Genomic DNA, 18,305 nt, shown 5'->3' with positions numbered 1-18,305 from the left:
GGGCTCGCGGAGGAGGCTGCCCTGGGGAAGGTCAGCCTCGAGGCCGCGCTGCGGCTCGGCGAAGGCAGGCCACGCTACGCTCTGAAATGGCCGAACGACGTCCTTGCCAATGGCAAGAAGCTCGTCGGCATCGGCCTGGAGGCGGAGGCCGTCGGTGACCGCCTTGCCGTCGTCGTCGGCATCGGCACCAACGTCGTCGCCGCGCCCGAGGGTACGCCGACGCCCGCCGTGTCGCTCGCAGCCCTAGGCGTCCAGATCAGCGCGGAGGAGCTGTTTTCGGCCCTGTCGGACGCCTGGGTCGAGTTCCGTGGCATTTGGGACAATGGCCGCGGCTTTGCCGATATCCGTAAACTGTGGCTTGAGCGTGCCGCCGGCCTCGGTGAGCGGGTCGCCATCCATACGGGGACGACGACACTGGAAGGCATTTTCGACACCATCGACGACACCGGATGCCTGATCGTGCGCACGGCGGAGGGCCGGTGCGTGCCGGTGGCGGCGGGCGAGGTGTTCTTCGGCCCGGTCCGCTCGGTGGGGGCTGCGTGATGGCGAGGCCCGACGAACTGGTGTTTGCGCCGCTCGGCGGCGTCGGCGAGATCGGCATGAACCTGTCGATCTATGGCCTCGGCAACCGTCACCAGCGCGCCTGGCTCGCGGTCGATCTCGGCGTCTCCTTCGGCGACGAGGAGCATTTGCCGGGCATCGACCTGATCATGCCCGACATCAGCTTCCTGGAGAAGGAACGCAAGAACCTGATGGGCCTCGTGCTGACGCACGCCCATGAGGATCATTTCGGCGCCATCATCGACCTCTGGCCGAAGCTGAAATGCCCGATCTACGCGACCAAGTTCAGCGCCGCGCTGTTCGAGGCCAAATGCGCCGCCGAGCGCAATGCGCCTGAGATCCCCGTCACGGTGGTGCCATCAGGCGGCCGCGTCGATATCGGTCCGTTCAACGTCGAGTTCATTCCCGTCGCGCATTCGATTCCGGAAGCGCATGCGCTGGCGATCCACACCGAAGCCGGCATCGTGCTGCACACCGGTGACTGGAAGATCGACCCGACCCCGACGCTGGGAGCCCCGACCGACGAGAAGCGGCTGCGCGAACTCGGCGAGGAGGGTGTGCTCGCCCTGATCGGCGATTCCACCAATGCCGTGCGCGACGGCCGCTCGCCGTCCGAGGCCGAGGTCGCCAAGACCATCATCGACCTCGTCAAATCGGCCAAGGGCCGCGTCGCAGTCACGACCTTCGCCTCTAACGTTGCCCGCGTCAAAGCTGTGGCCGACGCCGCCAGAGCCGCCGACCGCGAGGTCGTCGTGGTCGGTCGCGCCATGGAACGCGTGGTGCAGGTCGCGCGCGAGACCGGCTATCTCGACGGCGTGCAGAATTTCCGCTCGCCGGAGGTCTACGGCCATCTGCCGCAGGACAAGGTGCTGGCGCTGTGCACCGGCAGCCAGGGCGAGCCGCGCGCTGCGCTGGCGCGCATCGCCAATGACGACCATCCGGAGATCACGCTGAACCGCGGCGACAGCGTCATCTTTTCCTCGCGCACCATCCCGGGCAACGAGAAGGCCGTCGGCTCGATCATCAACAACCTCGTGCTTCAGGGCGTCGAAATCATCACCGACCGCGACGCTCTGGTCCACGTCTCGGGCCATCCCCGCCGCGATGAGCTGCGCGACCTGATCTCGTGGGTGAAACCGCAGCTGCTGATTCCGGTTCACGGTGAGGCTCTGCACCTGCACGAACACGCCAAACTCGCGCGCGCCGCCGGTGTGCCGCGCGTGCTGGTCTGCCGCAACGGCGATCTCGTCAAGCTCGGCCCCGGCGATCCCGGTATCGTCGGCGAGGTGCCCTCGGGGCGGCTCTACAAGGACGGCACGATCCTGGAGGACTCAAAATCCCGGGCCGTGGTCGAGCGCCGCCGCATGGCCTTCTCCGGCTGCGCCTTTGTCGCCATCGCCATGACCGCGCAGGGCGAGCTCGCCGACGAACCCGAGGTCGATCTCGTCGGTATCCCCGAGAAGAACCGGGCGGGCGAGACCTTTGACGACCTGGTCTTCGACGCCGTGATGTCCACCATCGAGGGGCTGCCGAAGGCGCGTCGCCGGGATCCGGATGCGCTGGCCGAGTCGGTGCGGCGCGCTGTCCGCGCCGTCATCAACGAACATTGGGGCAAAAAGCCCCCCTGTCTGGTACACGTCCTGACAGTGTAGAATAGGGCTGGTCTTGCGGATCACGCCCTGAGGGAGAGGAAACATGCTGGGTCGCCTCAATCACGTCGCGATCGCGACCAGGGACGCCGTCAAGGCCGCAAAGATCTATGGTGCGGCATTCGGCGCAGAGATCTCTGAGGCCGTGGCGCTACCCGAGCATGGCGTCACCACCGTGTTCGCGACACTGCCCAACACCAAGATCGAGTTCATCGAGCCGCTCGGCGAGGCCTCGCCGATCGCGAAGTTCCTCGAGCGCAATGCCGACGGCGGCATCCACCATGTCTGCTACGAGGTCGTGGACATCATCGCCTCGCGCGATACGCTGGTGAAGGAGGGCGCCCGTGTGCTCGGTGACGGCACGCCGAAGATCGGCGCGCACGGCAAGCCGGTGCTGTTCCTGCACCCGAAGGATTTTTCCGGCGCGCTGGTCGAAATCGAGCAGGCGTAAGGCCGCCCCATGGCCATCCAGATCTCGACTGCGCTTGCGATCTACTTCGTCATCTGGTGGATCGCGCTGTTCCTGACGCTGCCATTCGGCGTGCGCAGCCAGCACGAGGACGGCGTCGGCGCCCCCGGCACCGACCCCGGCGCGCCGATCCTGACACGGATGGGCCGCAAGCTGATCTGGACCACGATCATCTCGGCGGTCATCTACGGCCTCGGCATGGTGGCCTACCATGCCGGCTATCTCTCGATCGAACGGCTGTCGAAAATGATGGGCATGCCGTTTTAGGTTCTTAGTGCGGCGCATCCTTCGAGACGCCCGCTTTGGCGGGCTCCTCAGGATGAGGGTACAGTGCGCGGCAGCGGTTTCAACGGGCACTGATGTCCGTTAGCCTCATCCTGAGGAGACCGCGAAGCGGTCGTCTCGAAGGCCGAGGCGTGCGCGCGCTCTCGCTTAGAATTTTGCGCTTGTTTGATTGTTTGGGGGGAAACGAATGACTTTTCAGAGGATCGTCATCGCGCTTCTGGTGCTGATCGTGGCCGGTCTCGGGGCCGTCGGCTATTTCGAATGGAAGATGGCGGTGCAGGCCCGGACGCTGAAGGCGTTCGTCGAGGGCTATGTCTTCAACGAGGCGGTGATGGCCTGCGAGCAGGCCAGGAGCTCGACGCCGTTCAAGTGGAACGGCGGCAAGAGCACCTCGGTGATCGGGCTGAACTCGGTCAAGCCGGACAAGTACAACGTCATCGCCAGCTACACGCTGGTAGCGGACGGCGTCTATTGCGATTACGATCCGATCAAAAGAAAGGCCGAGATCGGCTCGAGCTTCCTGGAGCGGGAGTAACGATCCGGCCCATACCAGCATGATCCTGACCCGAAGGGCCGCGTTAGCGCAAAGTGTGAAGCGGTTTTCCGAGAAGATCATGCTCAAATAAGTGGGGTGGGATCGTCATGACCGGGGACCGGGCAGGGGACTATCGGATTCTGCATGAGGCGGCCTTGCGGGACTATCTCGCGGGCGTTGCGGACCTGAAAGCGCTGCTCGGCGGCGATCCCGCATCCTGGGCGATCACCGAGGTCGGCGACGGCAATCTCAACCTTGTCTTCATCGTCAAGGGCGCGCGCGGCGGCATCGCGGTGAAGCAGGCGCTGCCTTACGTCCGCCTGGTCGGCGAGAGCTGGCCGCTGCCGCTGTCGCGGGCCCATTACGAATATCTCGCGCTGTCCCGGCAGGCCGAGCTCGCGCCCGGCCTCGTGCCGGCCCTGCTGCATCACAACGAAAAGCTGGCGCTGACGGTGATGGAGCTGCTCGAGCCCCACATCATCATGCGCAAGGGGCTGGTCGCGGCAGCGCAGTACCCGCGTTTTGCGGACGACATCACCACCTTCATGGCGCGCACGCTGTTCTTTACCTCCGACCTCGCGCTCTCTGCCGCCGAGAAGAAGGAGGGCATCGCCGCCTTCGCCGGCAACCACGCGCTCTGCAAGATCACCGAGGATCTGATCTTCACCGATCCCTACCGCATCGCCGAACAGAACCGCTGGACCGCGCCCTATCTCGACGGCCTCGCCGCGAGCTTGCGCGACGACCTGGAACTGCATGTCGCGATCTCCCGGCTGAAACTGAAGTTCATGGCGAGCCCCGAAGCGCTGCTGCATGGCGACCTCCACACCGGCTCGATCATGGTGACGGACGGCCAGACGCGGGTGATCGATCCGGAATTTGCATTCTACGGACCGATGGGTTTTGACGTCGGCGCGGTGCTCGCCAATCTGCTGATGGCCTATTTTGCCTCCGCCGGCCATGAACGCACGCTCGGCGAGCGGCAGGCGTTCGAGGCCTGGGTGCTGGAGACGATCGAAAAGGTCTGGACCGGGTTCGCCCGTAAATTCCTCGACCTCTGGCGAGCGGGCGCAGAGGGCGATGCTTATCCGCGCTCGCTCTTTCCGGGTGAGACGGGCGCAGCGCGGCTGGAGGCCGAGCGGCAGGCCTACATGCAGCGGCTGTTCGCTGATGCGATCGGCTTCGCCGCGGCAAAAATCATCCGCCGCATCTTCGGCCTCGCCCACAACATCGATTTCGAGCTGATCGAGGACCCCAGGAAACGGGCGTTGAGCGAGGCGCGCGCGGTCCGGCTCGCTCGTGCGATGATGGTGGAGACGGGGACGTTTCGGACGATCGCCGACGTCACCGTTGCCGCGCGAAAGCTGCGGGATTGGCAGCCGGAATTAACGGGCTGAACGAGCCGCATGGTGCGGAGCCCACCCCACGCTCCGTCATTGCGAGCGTAGCGAAGCAATCCAGACTGTCTCCGTGGAAAGACTCTGGATTGCTTCGTCGCGAGGGCTCCTCGCAATGACGAAGTGGGAGATCTCGCGCGCGTTCAATAAAGCCGCATCGGCAGCAGGGCGCCGTCTTTGCCGGCCAGCAGACCCCAGGTCTCGTTGGCCGCGACCTCGAACTCCCGGCTCGCTGCCGCGCTGCCGTCGACCTTGAGCGTGACCTTGTACCTGCCGGGCGGCAGATCGATCTTCTGGGTGTCCGGTAGTTCGGCTGCGGCACCGTCGGAGTTCGTCAGGTTCTCGCCGGCGTGCGCCGCCAGCTTGATGGTCTGGTCGGCGACGGTGATGACCGCCCCCTCGTCCGACTCGTTGCCGAGCATCAGCTTTGCCTGCCTCGGCTTCGGCGGGAGGCCGGGATTCGCGATACCCGGCTTGCGCAGCGAAAGTTCAGCGATTGTCCTGTCGTCCTGACGGGAAAGCCGGAGCAGAATTGGTCCACGGGGCGTCGTGAAGGTGATCACGGCCCGGTCCGGTTCGACCACCGTCTCGATCCAACCACGCTTGCCGAGCTCGGCGCGATAGAAGCCGAGCACCGCCGCGAGATCGCGCGGGGTCTCGGCGTAGACCGACGTGATGAACGGCGAATTCTTCGCCGTCGCGACGGTCCAGCTCTCGGGCAGTGGCAGACCGGTGGCCTGGGAAACCCTGGCCTCGAAACCCGCACCGGCGCCCCGGGCGACTGCCCCGACGGCGATGCTGAGCAGTCGTTCAGCGAAATTGTCCAGAGTGTCGTGGCCCCGGACCGCCCACCACGTTTCGTCAAGATAGTCGTTCACGCCGGTGGTGCGAGTCCAGCTGAACCGGATGCTGTCCGCCTCGCTGGACCGGCCGAGGCTGGCCGCGACCGGGCTTGCCAGCACGGCCGTGGCGGCAACCAGTCCGCCGGCGAGCAAAGCAACCAAGATTCGGCTTTTCATCTTTCGGATTCCATCTCGACGGGATCACCGGGCCAAGGCCCTTGTCCTGAGCTTGGTCGTATCGATCACGCAACACGTTCACCGTTCGTAGATCGTTGTTTCCGCTTCCGATTCCGGCTGGTTTGAGGGACGTGCCGCAGCGCACGATCTCATCTTGAGGGATTTTCCCCCCGCGGCGGGCGTTTTGGAGGATGCGTTGCTGGGAACTGCGCCATCAAGGCCAAAAGAGGAGCTTGCGTTCGACGCACGGTGGATGGTCAACTCGCTGACTGGAATACGCCTGCATTGCCGGAGGGACCATGATGTTCAGGGTAGTGGCGATCGTCGCCGGTTTGGGGCTGGCGTTCGCCGCCGCGGCGGAGGCCCAGACGCCGCGCAAGGGCGGGACCATCCGCATGACCGCGCCCTACGGCTCGAGCTTCACCAGCCTCGACATTCACACCACCCAGCGCGCCCAGGACGAGATCTACGCCAAGGCCCTGCACCGATCTCTGTACACCTGGAATTCCGCGGAAGGAAAACCGGTGCTGGAACTCGCCAGGGAGGATGTGGTCTCGGGCGGAGGTCTCGTTCACACCTTCAAGCTGCGCGACGACGCCTATTTCCACAATGGCCGCAAGATGACCGCCGACGACGTCATCTGGTCCTACAACCGCATCATGGACGGCACCAAAGCCTATCCCGGCGCGCGCTATGTCCGCGTGATCGAGGGGGCCGCCGCAGTGGAGAAGGGCCAGGCCAAGGACATCTCCGGCCTGAAGAAGATCGACGATTTCACCATTGAAATGAAGCTGACCGAGAAGGTCGATCCGGGATTCTACTTCTTCACCGCGCTGACCTCGATCTATCCCGCCGACGAGGCCGCCAAGGAGGGCTTTATCCAGAGCCCGATCGGCCTTGGCCCCTTCAAGTTCGTCGAACACGTGCCGGGATCGCGCATCGTCCTGGAGCGTTGGGACCGGTTCTACAAGCCCGGCAAGCCCTATGCCGACAAGGTCACCGTCTCGATCATGGGCGAGGCCGCGGCCCGCGATGTCGCATTCCGCAACAAGGAGATCGACACTTCGGTGCTGGGACCTGCGCAGTACGTCGCCTACCAGTCCGACGCCGACCTCAAGGGTACCATCGTCGAGGTCGCCGAGGTCTTCACGCGCTACATGGGGATGAACACCTCCTTCAAGCCGTTCGCCGACAAGCGAGTCCGGCAGGCGATCAACTACGCGATCGACACCGATTTGATCATCAACAAGCTGGTCAAGGGCAAGGCCTATCGCGCCACCAGCTGGCTGCCGCTGACTTCGCCGCTCTACGACAAGACCATGAAGCCCTACGCCTACGACCCCGCCAAGGCCAAGCAGCTGCTCGCGGAGGCAGGCTATCCCAACGGCTTCGAATTCGAATGGACCACCAGCCAGAATGAAAGCTGGGGCCTGCCGATCGTCACGGCCGTCATTCCGATGCTGGACAAGGTCGGCATCAAGGCCAAGGTCAAGCAGGTCGAGACCGCCGTCCTGGCGGAGGTGGTTCGCAGCGGCGACTACCAGGCCTTCATTTATTCCCAGCAGACCGGCCCGGATCCCCAGGCGGCGCTGAAATGCTTCCACTCGTCGACGCCGCAATCGGCCTGCAACTACATGAACTTCAAGAACGCAGACTTCGACAAGCTGATGGACGAGGCCGGGCAGGCCGACGACGTCGCAAAGCGCGGCCAGCTGCTGCAAAAGGCCAATGCGCTGCTCTATGACGAGGCGCCGGTCTGGTTCTTCAACTACAACAAGGCGGTCATGGCGGTGCAGCCCTGGCTCCACGGAGTTCAGCTGAACGCGACGGAGCTGACGCATCAGAACGTCGAAGACCTCTGGGTCGACGAGACCTCGCCCGCGAAGTGACACGCGCGCTCGCTCCGGCGCAACAGGCGAGGGAGGGAGCGGGGGAAAAGTTGAGATGCTCTCGTTTCTGATCCGTCGCCTCCTGCAGACTGTTCCGACCGTGCTGGCCGTCGTGCTGCTGGTCTTTGTGCTGTTCAGCGTCGTTCCCGGCAGCATCGTCTCGACCATGAGCGACGACAGCGATCCGCAGGTCGAACTGCGCATGAAGCAGCAGCTCGGCCTCGACCAGCCCGTCTACATGCGCTTTGGCGCCTATGTCGCGCGGCTCGCGGCCGGTGATCTCGGGGCCTCGTTCCGCACCCGTGAGCCGGTGACGACCATGATCGCCAAGCGGGCATGGCCGACGCTGCAGCTGATCTTCGCGTCCATGGCGTTTGCGGTTCTGCTCGGCGTGCCGCTCGGCTTCATCGCGGCCTTGCGGCCGGGCAGTCTCGTCGACACCGTCTCGATGGTGCTGGCGGTGTCGGGCCTGTCATTGGCCAAGTTCTGGCTCGGACTGCTGTTGATGTACCTGTTCGCGCTCAAGCTCGGCTGGCTGCCGAGCTTCGGCTATGGCGACGGCGGCCTCAAATATCTGATCCTGCCGGCGGTGACGCTCGGCGTCTCGCCGATGGCGCTGCTGGCGCGGACGACGCGCGCGGCGGTCCTCGAGATCATGACCGCCGACTTCGTCCGCACGGCGCGCTCGAAGGGCATGAGCGAGACCCGGGTCGTGAAGTGGCACGTGATGCGCAACGCGCTCGTCCTCATCCTCACCACCATGGGCCTGCAATTCGGCGCGCTGATGGGGCAGACGGTCGTCGTCGAGAAATTGTTCTCCTGGCCGGGCATCGGCTCGCTGCTGGTCGACAGCGTCCTGCAGCGCGACATTCCCGCCGTGCAGGGCTCGATTCTCGTGGTGGTGCTGTTCTTTCTCGCGATCAATCTGCTGATCGACGTGCTCTACGGCGTGATCGATCCCAGGATCAGATACGCATGAAGCTCCGCGCCAATCTCGTCATCGGCGGGGCGTTGTTCGGGCTCGCGATCATCGTCGGCCTGCTTGCGCCCTGGCTGGCGCACACCGACCCCGTCCTCGACGCCAATCTCATGAATGCCGAGGAGCCGCCGAGCTGGACCTGGTGGTTCGGCACCGACGGGCAGGGCCGCGACATCTATTCCCGCGTCCTCTACGGCGCACGCGTCTCGCTGACCGTCGGCATCGTCTCCCAGCTCATCAACAGCGTCATCGGCGTGGCGCTGGGCCTGAGCGCCGGTTATTTTGGCGGCTGGTGGGACGATGTCGTCAACGCCCTGACCAATCTGATGCTCGCGATCCCCTCGCTGATCTTTGCGCTCGCCATCATGGCGGTGCTCGGCCCGGGCCTCACAAGCCTGTTGATCGCGCTCGGGCTGACCAACTGGTCCTTCACCTGCCGCCTCGCGCGCGCTTCGGCGCTGTCGCTCAGGAACCAGGGCTATGTCCAGGCGGCAACCGTGCTCGGCTACGGCGATCTGCGCATCATGATCACGCAGCTGCTGCCGAACATGCTCGGGCCGATCGTCGTCATTGGCACGCTCGGCATGGGCAGCGCGGTCCTCTCCGAAGCCGCACTGTCGTTTCTCGGCCTCGGCGTCCGCCCGCCCTTTCCGAGCTGGGGCAGCATGCTGTCGGAGGCCCGCGATCAGATCACGACCGCGCCGTGGCTCTCGCTGTTTCCGGGCCTTGCTATCTTCCTGACGGTGCTCGGCCTTAATCTGCTCGGCGATGGCCTGCGTGACATCCTCGATCCCCAATCCCGGAGCCGGCGGACATGACGGGCTTCCCGCTGATCGAGGTCGAGGATCTCCGCATCGATCTCGATGACGGATCGCGGCGCGTTGCGGCGGCCGAAGGCATTTCGTTCAGCATCTCACGGGGCGAGACGTTCGGCCTCGTCGGTGAGTCCGGCTGCGGCAAGAGCATCACGGCGCTCGCCCTGATCGGCCTGCTGCGGTCTCCTTTATCGATCGGCGGCGGCGTGATCCGGTTCGAGGGGCGGGAGATCCAGAACCTCTCGGCCGCCAAGCAACGCGAGCTGCGCGGCAACCGCATCGCCATGATCTTCCAGGAGCCGATGACAGCGCTGAATCCGGTCTCGCCGGTGGGACGGCAGATCGCCGAGATGTTCGTGCTGCACAAGGGCAAGAGCTGGCGCGAGGCCAACCAGCTGGCGGTCGAGGCGCTGTCGAGCGTCCGCGTGCCCGCGCCGGAGCGGCGCGTCAACGACTATCCGCATCAGCTGTCGGGCGGCATGCGCCAGCGTGTCATGATCGCCATTGCGCTCGCCTGCGGTCCGGACCTCCTGATCGCGGACGAGCCGACCACCGCGCTCGACGTGACCGTGCAGGCGGAGATCATCGAGCTGATGCGAAATCTGTGTGCCGAGCGGGGAACGGCGATCCTGATGATCAGCCATGATCTTGGCCTCGTCGCCAATGTCTGCCGCCGCGTCGCTGTCATGTATGCCGGTCGCATTGTCGAGGAGCGCGGCTCGGCCGACATCTTCCGCGCACCTTCGCACCCCTATACGCAGGGCCTCGTCGCCTCGCTGCCGCGGCTCGGCAGCCGTGCGGCGCTCGGCCGGACCAGGCTCAAGGAAATCGCGGGTGTCGTCCCGGCGATCACGGCTTTCCCGGATGGTTGCCGGTTCAATCCACGCTGCGCGCAGGCGACCGACATCTGCCGGGCAGTTGCGCCGCAGACGGATGTCCTCGAGGCCGGTGGTTTCGTCAGGTGTTACCACCATGCATGAGCCGCAAGACCTGCTGAGCGAGGGTAAGCCGGACGACGATCTCATCCTCAGGGTCGAGGATCTCGCGGTTCATTTTCCGCTGGGAGGCGGCCTGTTCGGCCGCGAGCGTCGGCTGCTCCGTGCCGTCGACGGCGTCGATCTCAGTTTGAGGCGGGGGGAATGCCTCGGCCTTGTCGGCGAATCCGGGTCGGGCAAGTCGACGGTCGCCTTGTCGATCCTTGGGCTGTTGAAGCCGACGCGCGGCCATATCGTGGTGGACGGGCGACAGGTCGCAACGAACAGCCAATCCGCCGATCGCAAGGCCCTGGCGCGCACCGTGCAGATCGTGTTTCAGGATCCCTACGCCTCGCTCAATCCACGCCAGACCGTGCGCCGTACGCTCGAGGATCCCCTGCGAGTGCACGGCGTGACCGCGAAAAGCGAGATCGAGGACCGCGTCGCGGCGATGCTCAAACATGTGGGATTGCGCCCCGAGCAGGCCGACCGCTATCCGCATGAATTCTCCGGCGGCCAGCGCCAGCGCATCGGCATCGCCCGCGCGCTGATCCTCAATCCCAAAATCGTCATCTGCGACGAACCGGTCTCGGCGCTCGACGTCTCGATCCGCGCCCAGATCATCAATCTGCTGCTGGAGCTGAAGGACACGCTCGGCCTGTCCTACATCATGATCAGCCACGACCTCGGCGTCGTCGAGCACATGAGCGACCGCGTCGCCGTGATGTATCTCGGCCGCATCGTGGAGAACGGCGACTGGCGCGAGATCTTCGAACGGCCAGCGCACCCCTACACGCAGGCCCTGATCGCCGCCATCCCCGATCCCTTGCGCCATGCCCCGCTGGCGACGACAGGGGGCGATCTTCCCAACCCGCTCAATCCGCCGAACGGATGCGCCTTCAGCCCCCGTTGCCGCTATGCCGTGGACATGTGCCGCCACGAGCCGAGGCCTTCGCTCGAGACGCGGCCGGACGGGCACGCGGTGCGGTGCTGGCGAAGTGACGAGATCAGCGGCCGGGCGGTGTTGGCGGCGACCTAGGGTTTTACGGTCGCCTCAACTTCCGACCCGCCGACCAGACGCGGGAACGGCGATTTACGTGCAGGGTCCCGGCCGGCCGAGCTCAGCCAGGCGCGGAAACCGACGATTTCGGAGCGGCCGCACGAAACTGGTGGTTGCAGACGGTCCGCAGGTCGACTAACCTTTTCGCTCACGAAGAGCCTCCGTGCTCATTCGTCCGATCGCGCGACTGGCGAGCTAACGTGGAATCGACCACGGTGAAGCGCGAAGGGTTCCAACGCCGATCGCCTGGGCAACCAATCTGCTGAAAGATCAGCGTGTTGAGGAGCCCGAGCATGTCGTCGTTTCGCAACGAATTGTCCATCAACGATCACGAGATCGCTGCCGCCCTTGTGGGGGAAGAGCGCCGTCAACAGGACGGCGTCGAACTGATTCCGTCCGAGAATTACACCTACCCTGAGGTGCTCGAACTCCTCGGATCGGTCTTCACCAACAAATACTCCGAGGGATACCCGGGACGCAGGTACTACGGCGGCCGACGGTTTACGGACGAAATCGAGAACCTCGCGCGCCGGCGCGCCTGCTCGCTTTTTCGGGCCGAGCACGCCAACGTTCAGCCGCTGTCTGGATCACCGATGAATCAGGCCGTCTATCTCGGCCTGTTGAATCCCGGCGACACTATTCTCGCCATGGACCTTTCGCATGGCGGCCATCTCACCCATGGCGCGCCGGTGTCCCACATGGGGCGCTTGTTCAACTTCATTCGCTACAAGACGGCCCCTTCAACCGGCGGCGCGATAGATTTCAACGAATTGCGCGCGATGGCGCGTGAAGCGCGTCCGAAGATGGTGTTGTGCGGCTACAGCTCCTATCCGCGCGATCTGGACTATGCGGCCTTCAAGAGTATCGCCGACGAGGTCGGCGCGCTCACGATGGCGGACGTGAGCCACTATGGCGGATTGGTTGCCGCGAATGTCATGGGTAATCCGCTGGATGCCGGCTTCGACGTCATGACGACGACATCCCACAAGACATTGCGCGGCCCTCGTGGCGGCATCATCCTGTGCCGGAAAGAGCATGCCGCTCGGATCGATGCTTCCGTCTTTCCCGGCTTGCAGGGCGGCCCACACATGAACGTCGTGGCTGGGATTGCCGTAACGCTCAAGAAGGCGGCGACCCCGGATTTCCAGGCCTACGCGCGGCAAGTCTTGCGCAACGCGAAGGTTCTTGCTGGCGCGCTGATGGAGCGCGGAATGAAACTGGTCACGGACGGGACGGACAATCACATGATGGTCGTCGATACTGCAGCGTCCGTCGGACTGGACGGGCGAGCAGCCGAGGACGTGCTCGATGCCATAGCCATCACCACAAACAAGCAGATTATTCCGGATGATCCGCGCCCACCGCTCAGGCCGAGCGGTATTCGCCTTGGGACACCGGCGGCGACCACGCGTGGCATGGGTGAAGCCGAAATGCGCCGTATCGGCGAGTTCATTGCGACGGCCCTGCGCGCGAACGGGGACGACGCGGTCGTTGCGCGCCTCAGGTCGGAATGCGTCGAGATGTGCCGGGCTTTTCCAGTTCCAGGTGTGGTCTCCAGGTCCTGACTGAACTGATCGGCTGCGCGCGCGATGACTGATCGGTGCAGTGGCCGTCGCGCTAATCACCCTGAGGTGGCCGCTTCTTCAGCGGCCCGCGAAGGTGAAGGCCCGGCTATCACCTCGGCTGCTCATCCTTCGAGGCTTCGCATGCGATGCATTCGCATCGCAGGCTACGCGCCTCCAGCGACAACGGCTTCGCCGTAGCGCGGGGATGACGGGGTGGACTCGAAAACATTTGGGGGGACGCTGCCGGCGACCCGCTCGCCGCCACCATGACATCCTGCGCCTGTTTTGCCCGACAAATCAAACGGGGGCGGGATCGCCGTTGAGACATGGCGGGTTTTGTAAGCGGCTGAACTCACTCACAGTTTCTACTGTGCATGGGGTTGTTTTCGCACTTTTGTTTGAGCGGCCGTCTACTCCGCCGCTTTCTCTCTCAGTCGCTGCGCATAGACGTTGATGATCAGCGCCGCCAGCAGGATCAGGCCGCGGATCAGGATCTTCAGGAAGCTGTCGATGTTGACGTGGTCGAGGCCGTTGTTGAGCACACCGAGCACGAACAGCCCGACGATGGTGTTGCCGATGCCGCCGCGGCCGCCGAACAGGCTGGTGCCGCCGACGACGACGGCGGCGATGGAGTCGAGCAGGTACGTATCGAACTCGTTCTGCTGCGCGCTGCCGAAATGGGCGACGCCGAGCATGCCGCCGATGCCGGAGCACACCGCCGAGATCACCATCACCGCGCCGAGGATGAGCTTGACGTTGAGGCCGGAATATTCGGCCGCCTCGCGGTTGCCCCCGACCATGTAGACGTAGCGGCCGAAGCGCGTGTAGGTCAGCACCAGATGGCCGCCGAGCAGCATGATGGCGGCGACGATGACGATCCAGGGAATGCCACTGACCGAGCCCGAGCCGAGCGTCGTGATCAGGCCGGGGACCTTGTAGGCGATCTGGCCGCGCACCAAGAGCGCCGAGATGCCGGCGGCGATCTGCATCATCGCCAGGGTCATGATGAAGGAGGGGATGCCGATCACCGTCAGACCCAGCGCATTGACGAGGCCGAGCAGGGCGCAGAGCAGGATCGACAGGACGATGGCGACGGCGCCGGGCAGCGGGACGTTGGCGATGTTGACGTAGGATTCCTGCAGCGTGAAATAGGCAACCGCAATGCCGGTGACGTTGGCGATGCTGGCGATCGAGAGATCGATCTCGGCGCAGAGGATCACGAAGGTGAGCCCGACGGCGATGATTCCCGTCACCGACACCTGCGTCAGGATGTTGCCGAGATTGTCCAGTGTCGCGAAGGAGGGGCTGGCGAAGGCGAAGAAGGCGGAGAGGAAGATCAGGGTCAGGAACGGGGCGATGTTGCGCATCTGCGAGCGCAGGAAGGGCGCAAGGCCGCGTGCCCGATGGGCTTCCGCAAAGGCCGTCTCACTGCTCGCCATGGTGCTTCTCCGTCACGCCGCTTCCAGCAGGCGGTCCTTGCTGACCGGCTCGTTCTTGAATTCCCGCACCAATGCGCCGCGCTTGAGCACGAGGATGCGGTCGGCCAGCGACAGCACCGTTTCCGGCTCGGTCGACAGCACGATGATCGCGAGCCCCCTGGCGCGGAGGTCGCGGACGATGTTGATGACGTCGTTCTTCGCACCGACATCCATGCCGCGGGTCGGCTCGCACAGGACCAGCAGCTTTGGCGGATAGGTGAGCCATTTCGCCAGCGCCACCTTCTGCTGGTTGCCGCCGGAGAGCATGCCGAGGTCGAGGCCGACCACCGGGGGCCGGATCTGCAACTGCTCGACCTGGCGCCTCGCGATGTCGCGCTCCTGCGTTGGCTTGAGGAGCAGGGAGGAGATGCGGTCGAGAATGCTGATCGAGACGTTCTTGTAGACCGGCTCCTGGTGAAACAGCATGTCGCGCCGGCTCTCCGGCACCAGCGCCACGCCGGCGCGCCGCGCCGCCGCCGTGCTGGCGAAGGTCTTGGGCTCGCCCTCGACCGCGAGCGTGCCGCCGTCCGGCTTCAGCTTGCCGAACAGAATGCGCGACAGCTCCTGCTGGCCGCAGCCCATGAAGCCGTAGATGCCGAGCACCTCGCCGGCGCGCGCCTCGAAGGAGACGTCCTTCAGGCTGCGCGAGAGCGAGAGCTGGTCAACTTTCAGGATCACCGCACTGTCGCTCGACTGCGGCAGCATCAGATCGTCGGTGTAGCTGTGCTCTAGCGCTTCGCCGCCGCGGCCGATCATGGCCTCGATCAGCGCGCCCTTGCTGGTCGCCGCGCTCGCGGTCTCCGCGACCTTCCGCCCGTTGCGGAATACGGTGACCGTGTCGGACACGAGTAGGATGTCCTCGATGAAATGCGAGATGAAGACGATTGCAGCGCCTTCCTCGCGCAGGCGCCTTAGCGTTGCGAACAGGCGCTCGACCTCGGGCGGTGAGAGGGCAGACGTCGGCTCGTCGAGGATGACGATACGCGCGCCGGAGAACAGCACGCGCGCGATCTCGATCAATTGCTGCAGTCCGATCGGGAGATCGCCGAGCCGGGTCATTGGATCGACGTCGATGCCGAAGCGGGCGAGCTGCTCGCCGGCCTCGCGCGCCATCCGTCGCCATTGCACGAGGCCGAGGGCGTTGGTCGGCTGGTTGCCGAGGAAGACGTTCTCGGCGACCGTGAGGTCGGGGGCGACGGAGAGCTCCTGATGCACCATGGCGATGCCGGCCGCGTGCGCATCGCGGGCCGAGCGGAAATGCGTCTCCTTGCCGTCGATCAGGAAGCGGCCGGAGAACTCGGTGTGCACGCCGGCGATGATCTTCATCAGCGTGCTCTTGCCGGCGCCGTTCTCGCCGACGAGACCGTGGATCTCGCCCGCGTGGAGCGCGAAGTCGACACCACGAAGCGCCTCGACGCCGCCGAAGCTCTTCGTGATGCCCTGCAGTTCCAGGATGGGCGAGCGGACCTCGGGCATGAAGGCTCAGATCAGGAAGTGATCCTGCATCCACTGCATGCCGGCGGCATTGGCCTTGGTCACGACCGGACCGTCGGTGACGACGTTCTTGGGAATGCCCTGGCCGCTCTTCTCGCCGCCGACCACGGCGGAGACGCCCGCGATGATGGCGCCGCCATGGATGCGGCAGGACGGGTTGCGTACGGTCGCGAACATGCGGCCTTCGCTGACCGCCTGGATCGCCGGCGGCATGGCGTCGACGCCGCCGATCAGGATGTTGGTACGACCCCGCGCCTTCATGATGTTGGCCGCCGCCAGCGCCATGTCGTCATTGTGGAAGAACGCAGCGTCGATCTGGGGATATTTCGTCAGATACGTTTCCCAGAGGCGGGCGGTCTTCGACACGTCCCAGTCGGCCGGCTGGGTGTCGAGCACCTCGATGCCGGGGAATTGCTTGACGACCGAGTTGAAGCCCTTGGCTCTTCCTTGCGCTCCTGTATGGCCGAGCGCGCCCTGCGTCATGATGATCTTGCCCTTGCCGCCCATGGCGTTGCAGAGCGCCTGCGTCACCGAGGCGCCCATGAATTCGTTGTCGGGGGCGAGGAATGAGTGGACGTTGATCTGGTCGAGCGGCGCAATCAGCGTGTCCATGTCGATCACGGGCGTTCCCGCGTCGATCATCTTCTGCACCGGCTGAGTGAGGGTGCCGATGCCGAAGGCCTGGATCGCGACGAAGTCCCATTTCTGCGAGGCCATGTTGTCGATCGCGGCGCGCTGCTTCACCGCGTCGAGCTGGCCGTCGAACCAGGTGACCTCGACGTTGAAAAGCTTGCCCCAGAATTCGGCGGCCTGTTTGCCCTGTGCGCACCAGGTCGCCTGCAGGCCGGCGTTGGAGAACGCCGCTTTCAGCGGCTTCTCGCTGCGCCCGACTTCTGCGGCCAGTGCCGGATTTATGCCCATGCTGCCGAGGATGGCAGCCCCGGCGCCGGCGGTCGCCACCGCCTGAAGAAGATCGCGCCTCGTCGTCGAGAAATCTTTCGTCCCGGACATCGCTCGCTCCCATGTCTTTTATCGTCGGCGCGTCATGGCTTGCGCGACCGATGTGAGAAAGTCTCTCACAAGAGTTGTTGGCACTCAATCTGCAATCAACCGCGACATCGCCGAAGCGCTTGGTGCAGCGCAAAGCGTCAGGCGGGAATGCAGACGCATGTGTCGATCTCGACGAGCAGGCTGTCGCAGGCCAGCGCAACGTCCGGCGTCCATTCGTCGCCGAGCAGATCGCGCAGCGTATCCCTGATGATGGCGAAGAAGGCGATGAACAACTCGCGCGACGTGCCGTAGGCATTGTGGGATGCGACCTCGCAGGCGATCAGCCGGAAATATCCGCTGCGCCCGCCCCGCGAAGGCGAGAATCGCCTCGATCGTCAGCGCCAGCGTCGATCCCTTCACGAACTCGCCGCCCTGCGAGTCGGAACATCGTCTGCGTTTCCGGGTGGGCTTCGAACAGCCTTTGGTAGACGAGCGGCCTGAGATCGGCGCAGCGCTGTGCAGCGAGCTCAAAGCTCTGTTCGATCGGATGGGCGGAAGCATTCATCGGCTTTTCAGCCATGCGGGCAAAAAAAGAGCGGGGCCCTGGCCCCGCTCAAAAATTGTGTCGACCCTATTATCCCCGATCTTAAGATTTGATCTTGATTGACGGGGCGACGCTGCATTTTGCGCGCCAGGGGCTCCTCCCGAGACTTGGACCACCAGGCCTCGACCTCGCGGTCAGCGCCTGAGCAAGAGGATGCTAGATCAACTTTTCTCACTTGTCATCATTTTCGGCAACGATTGTTCAAAATAAGAGCAGCTGACGAAATGTTCGGGCTTTTGGTCATCTAAGTATATGATAAATATAAGAAACTTATGGACAGGCAGGGGTGGTCTCGCTGCCTCAAATGGCGGACCGCACCTGCGGCAGGGGCGGTCCGGTCACATTTTCGAGAAATTTGCGCTGGGCCAAGCGGGCGGCGGAACTGCCCTCGACTCGGGTGCCGGCGCGGTGTTTAGTTAGCGCACGAACGAATGGTTCGGTGGATGCGCGCACGGCTGCAAAAATTCCTACCTCTGGTCCTGCTCGCCTTGGCGATGCAGGTGCTGGCGCCGATTGCCGCCTGTCTGGCGGCGGGGCAGGCC

Annotated in this window: 16 protein-coding genes, 2 pseudogenes and 1 riboswitch; of the genes and pseudogenes, 13 read left to right on the top strand and 5 right to left on the bottom strand. The window is 64.6% G+C overall.

From position 1 onward, the window contains the following. The 6 genes from A5906_RS44685 to mtnK all read left to right on the top strand — a co-directional run. A partial coding sequence (locus A5906_RS44685; protein WP_245326791.1) for a biotin--[acetyl-CoA-carboxylase] ligase occupies nt 1–543 on the top strand: 543 nt, incomplete at its 5' end. Next, nucleotides 543–2,213, top strand: a complete 1,671-nt coding sequence (locus tag A5906_RS19025; RefSeq protein ID WP_080136917.1) for a ribonuclease J — start codon at nt 543–545, stop codon at nt 2,211–2,213. The genes A5906_RS44685 and A5906_RS19025, both read left to right, overlap by 1 nt. Before the next feature lie 43 nt (nt 2,214–2,256). Further along, on the top strand, nt 2,257–2,661 hold the full coding sequence (gene mce / locus A5906_RS19020) for a methylmalonyl-CoA epimerase (RefSeq protein WP_080136916.1): 405 nt from the start codon (nt 2,257–2,259) through the stop codon (nt 2,659–2,661). 9 nt (nt 2,662–2,670) lie between these two features. Continuing rightward, entirely contained in the window at nt 2,671–2,946 is a 276-nt protein-coding gene (locus tag A5906_RS19015; protein ID WP_080136915.1) for a DUF1467 family protein, read from the top strand. A 205-nt stretch (nt 2,947–3,151) separates the two neighbouring features. Beyond that, a complete protein-coding gene (locus tag A5906_RS19010; protein ID WP_080136914.1) occupies nt 3,152–3,499 on the top strand; it encodes a hypothetical protein in 348 nt (115 codons plus the stop codon). 107 nt (nt 3,500–3,606) lie between these two features. After that, nucleotides 3,607–4,896, top strand: coding sequence for an S-methyl-5-thioribose kinase (gene mtnK, locus A5906_RS19005; protein ID WP_080136913.1), 1,290 nt, complete (start codon nt 3,607–3,609; stop codon nt 4,894–4,896). Between the two features lie 143 nt (nt 4,897–5,039). On the opposite strand, the gene A5906_RS19000 is transcribed toward mtnK, so the two are convergent. After that, nucleotides 5,040–5,915, bottom strand: a complete 876-nt coding sequence (locus A5906_RS19000) for a hypothetical protein (RefSeq protein WP_080136912.1) — start codon at nt 5,913–5,915, stop codon at nt 5,040–5,042. A gap of 299 nt (nt 5,916–6,214) precedes the next feature. Between A5906_RS19000 and A5906_RS18995 the strand changes: the two genes are divergently transcribed. From A5906_RS18995 to A5906_RS18970, 6 genes are all read left to right on the top strand, one after another. After that, a complete protein-coding gene (locus tag A5906_RS18995) occupies nt 6,215–7,804 on the top strand; it encodes an ABC transporter substrate-binding protein (protein WP_136615341.1) in 1,590 nt (529 codons plus the stop codon). A 55-nt stretch (nt 7,805–7,859) separates the two neighbouring features. Continuing rightward, on the top strand, nt 7,860–8,783 hold the full coding sequence (locus A5906_RS18990; RefSeq protein WP_080136911.1) for an ABC transporter permease: 924 nt from the start codon (nt 7,860–7,862) through the stop codon (nt 8,781–8,783). Further along, on the top strand, nt 8,780–9,601 hold the full coding sequence (locus A5906_RS18985) for an ABC transporter permease (protein WP_080136910.1): 822 nt from the start codon (nt 8,780–8,782) through the stop codon (nt 9,599–9,601). Before A5906_RS18990 ends, A5906_RS18985 begins: the two co-directional genes overlap by 4 nt. Next, nucleotides 9,598–10,578, top strand: a complete 981-nt coding sequence (locus tag A5906_RS18980; protein WP_080136909.1) for an ABC transporter ATP-binding protein — start codon at nt 9,598–9,600, stop codon at nt 10,576–10,578. The genes A5906_RS18985 and A5906_RS18980 overlap by 4 nt, the downstream gene beginning before the upstream one ends. Next, on the top strand, nt 10,571–11,611 hold the full coding sequence (locus tag A5906_RS18975; protein WP_080136908.1) for an ABC transporter ATP-binding protein: 1,041 nt from the start codon (nt 10,571–10,573) through the stop codon (nt 11,609–11,611). The genes A5906_RS18980 and A5906_RS18975 overlap by 8 nt, the downstream gene beginning before the upstream one ends. Before the next feature lie 194 nt (nt 11,612–11,805). Continuing rightward, nucleotides 11,806–11,891, top strand: a riboswitch (ZMP/ZTP riboswitch). 34 nt (nt 11,892–11,925) lie between these two features. Then, nucleotides 11,926–13,197 (top strand): serine hydroxymethyltransferase, encoded by a 1,272-nt coding sequence (locus A5906_RS18970; RefSeq protein WP_080136907.1) that lies wholly within the window; start codon nt 11,926–11,928, stop codon nt 13,195–13,197. A 410-nt stretch (nt 13,198–13,607) separates the two neighbouring features. Here the strand turns inward: A5906_RS18970 and A5906_RS18965 are convergent, their stop codons facing one another. The 4 genes and pseudogenes from A5906_RS18965 to A5906_RS18950 form a co-directional block, all read right to left on the bottom strand. After that, the gene (locus A5906_RS18965) at nt 13,608–14,636 is read right to left on the bottom strand and encodes an ABC transporter permease (RefSeq protein WP_080136906.1); all 1,029 of its coding nucleotides are present in this window, start codon (nt 14,634–14,636) and stop codon (nt 13,608–13,610) included. 12 nt (nt 14,637–14,648) lie between these two features. Then, nucleotides 14,649–16,151, bottom strand: coding sequence for a sugar ABC transporter ATP-binding protein (locus A5906_RS18960; RefSeq protein ID WP_080136905.1), 1,503 nt, complete (start codon nt 16,149–16,151; stop codon nt 14,649–14,651). 6 nt (nt 16,152–16,157) lie between these two features. After that, the gene (locus A5906_RS18955; protein ID WP_080136904.1) at nt 16,158–17,180 is read right to left on the bottom strand and encodes a sugar ABC transporter substrate-binding protein; all 1,023 of its coding nucleotides are present in this window, start codon (nt 17,178–17,180) and stop codon (nt 16,158–16,160) included. A 137-nt stretch (nt 17,181–17,317) separates the two neighbouring features. Continuing rightward, nucleotides 17,318–17,724: pseudogene (locus A5906_RS18950) on the bottom strand (globin). Between the two features lie 482 nt (nt 17,725–18,206). Between A5906_RS18950 and A5906_RS44680 the strand changes: the two are divergent. Beyond that, nucleotides 18,207–18,305, top strand: a pseudogene (locus tag A5906_RS44680) (DUF2946 domain-containing protein); the annotation flags it as partial.

The organism is Bradyrhizobium sacchari, assembly GCF_002068095.1.
Lineage (GTDB): Bacteria > Pseudomonadota > Alphaproteobacteria > Rhizobiales > Xanthobacteraceae > Bradyrhizobium > Bradyrhizobium sacchari.
This window is presented reverse-complemented; position numbering and strand designations above follow the sequence as displayed.

What these genes read in the sequence shown, in the direction of transcription:
- A5906_RS19025 (WP_080136917.1), top strand. Translation starts at nt 543, where the DNA reads ATGGCGAGGCCCGACGAACTGGTGTTTGCGCCGCTCGGCGGCGTCGGC.
- mce (WP_080136916.1), top strand. Translation starts at nt 2,257, where the DNA reads ATGCTGGGTCGCCTCAATCACGTCGCGATCGCGACCAGGGACGCCGTC.
- A5906_RS19015 (WP_080136915.1), top strand. Translation starts at nt 2,671, where the DNA reads ATGGCCATCCAGATCTCGACTGCGCTTGCGATCTACTTCGTCATCTGG.
- A5906_RS19010 (WP_080136914.1), top strand. Translation starts at nt 3,152, where the DNA reads ATGACTTTTCAGAGGATCGTCATCGCGCTTCTGGTGCTGATCGTGGCC.
- mtnK (WP_080136913.1), top strand. Translation starts at nt 3,607, where the DNA reads ATGACCGGGGACCGGGCAGGGGACTATCGGATTCTGCATGAGGCGGCC.
- A5906_RS19000 (WP_080136912.1), bottom strand. Translation starts at nt 5,915, where the DNA reads ATGAAAAGCCGAATCTTGGTTGCTTTGCTCGCCGGCGGACTGGTTGCC.
- A5906_RS18995 (WP_136615341.1), top strand. Translation starts at nt 6,215, where the DNA reads ATGATGTTCAGGGTAGTGGCGATCGTCGCCGGTTTGGGGCTGGCGTTC.
- A5906_RS18990 (WP_080136911.1), top strand. Translation starts at nt 7,860, where the DNA reads ATGCTCTCGTTTCTGATCCGTCGCCTCCTGCAGACTGTTCCGACCGTG.
- A5906_RS18985 (WP_080136910.1), top strand. Translation starts at nt 8,780, where the DNA reads ATGAAGCTCCGCGCCAATCTCGTCATCGGCGGGGCGTTGTTCGGGCTC.
- A5906_RS18980 (WP_080136909.1), top strand. Translation starts at nt 9,598, where the DNA reads ATGACGGGCTTCCCGCTGATCGAGGTCGAGGATCTCCGCATCGATCTC.
- A5906_RS18975 (WP_080136908.1), top strand. Translation starts at nt 10,571, where the DNA reads ATGCATGAGCCGCAAGACCTGCTGAGCGAGGGTAAGCCGGACGACGAT.
- A5906_RS18970 (WP_080136907.1), top strand. Translation starts at nt 11,926, where the DNA reads ATGTCGTCGTTTCGCAACGAATTGTCCATCAACGATCACGAGATCGCT.
- A5906_RS18965 (WP_080136906.1), bottom strand. Translation starts at nt 14,636, where the DNA reads ATGGCGAGCAGTGAGACGGCCTTTGCGGAAGCCCATCGGGCACGCGGC.
- A5906_RS18960 (WP_080136905.1), bottom strand. Translation starts at nt 16,151, where the DNA reads ATGCCCGAGGTCCGCTCGCCCATCCTGGAACTGCAGGGCATCACGAAG.
- A5906_RS18955 (WP_080136904.1), bottom strand. Translation starts at nt 17,180, where the DNA reads ATGTCCGGGACGAAAGATTTCTCGACGACGAGGCGCGATCTTCTTCAG.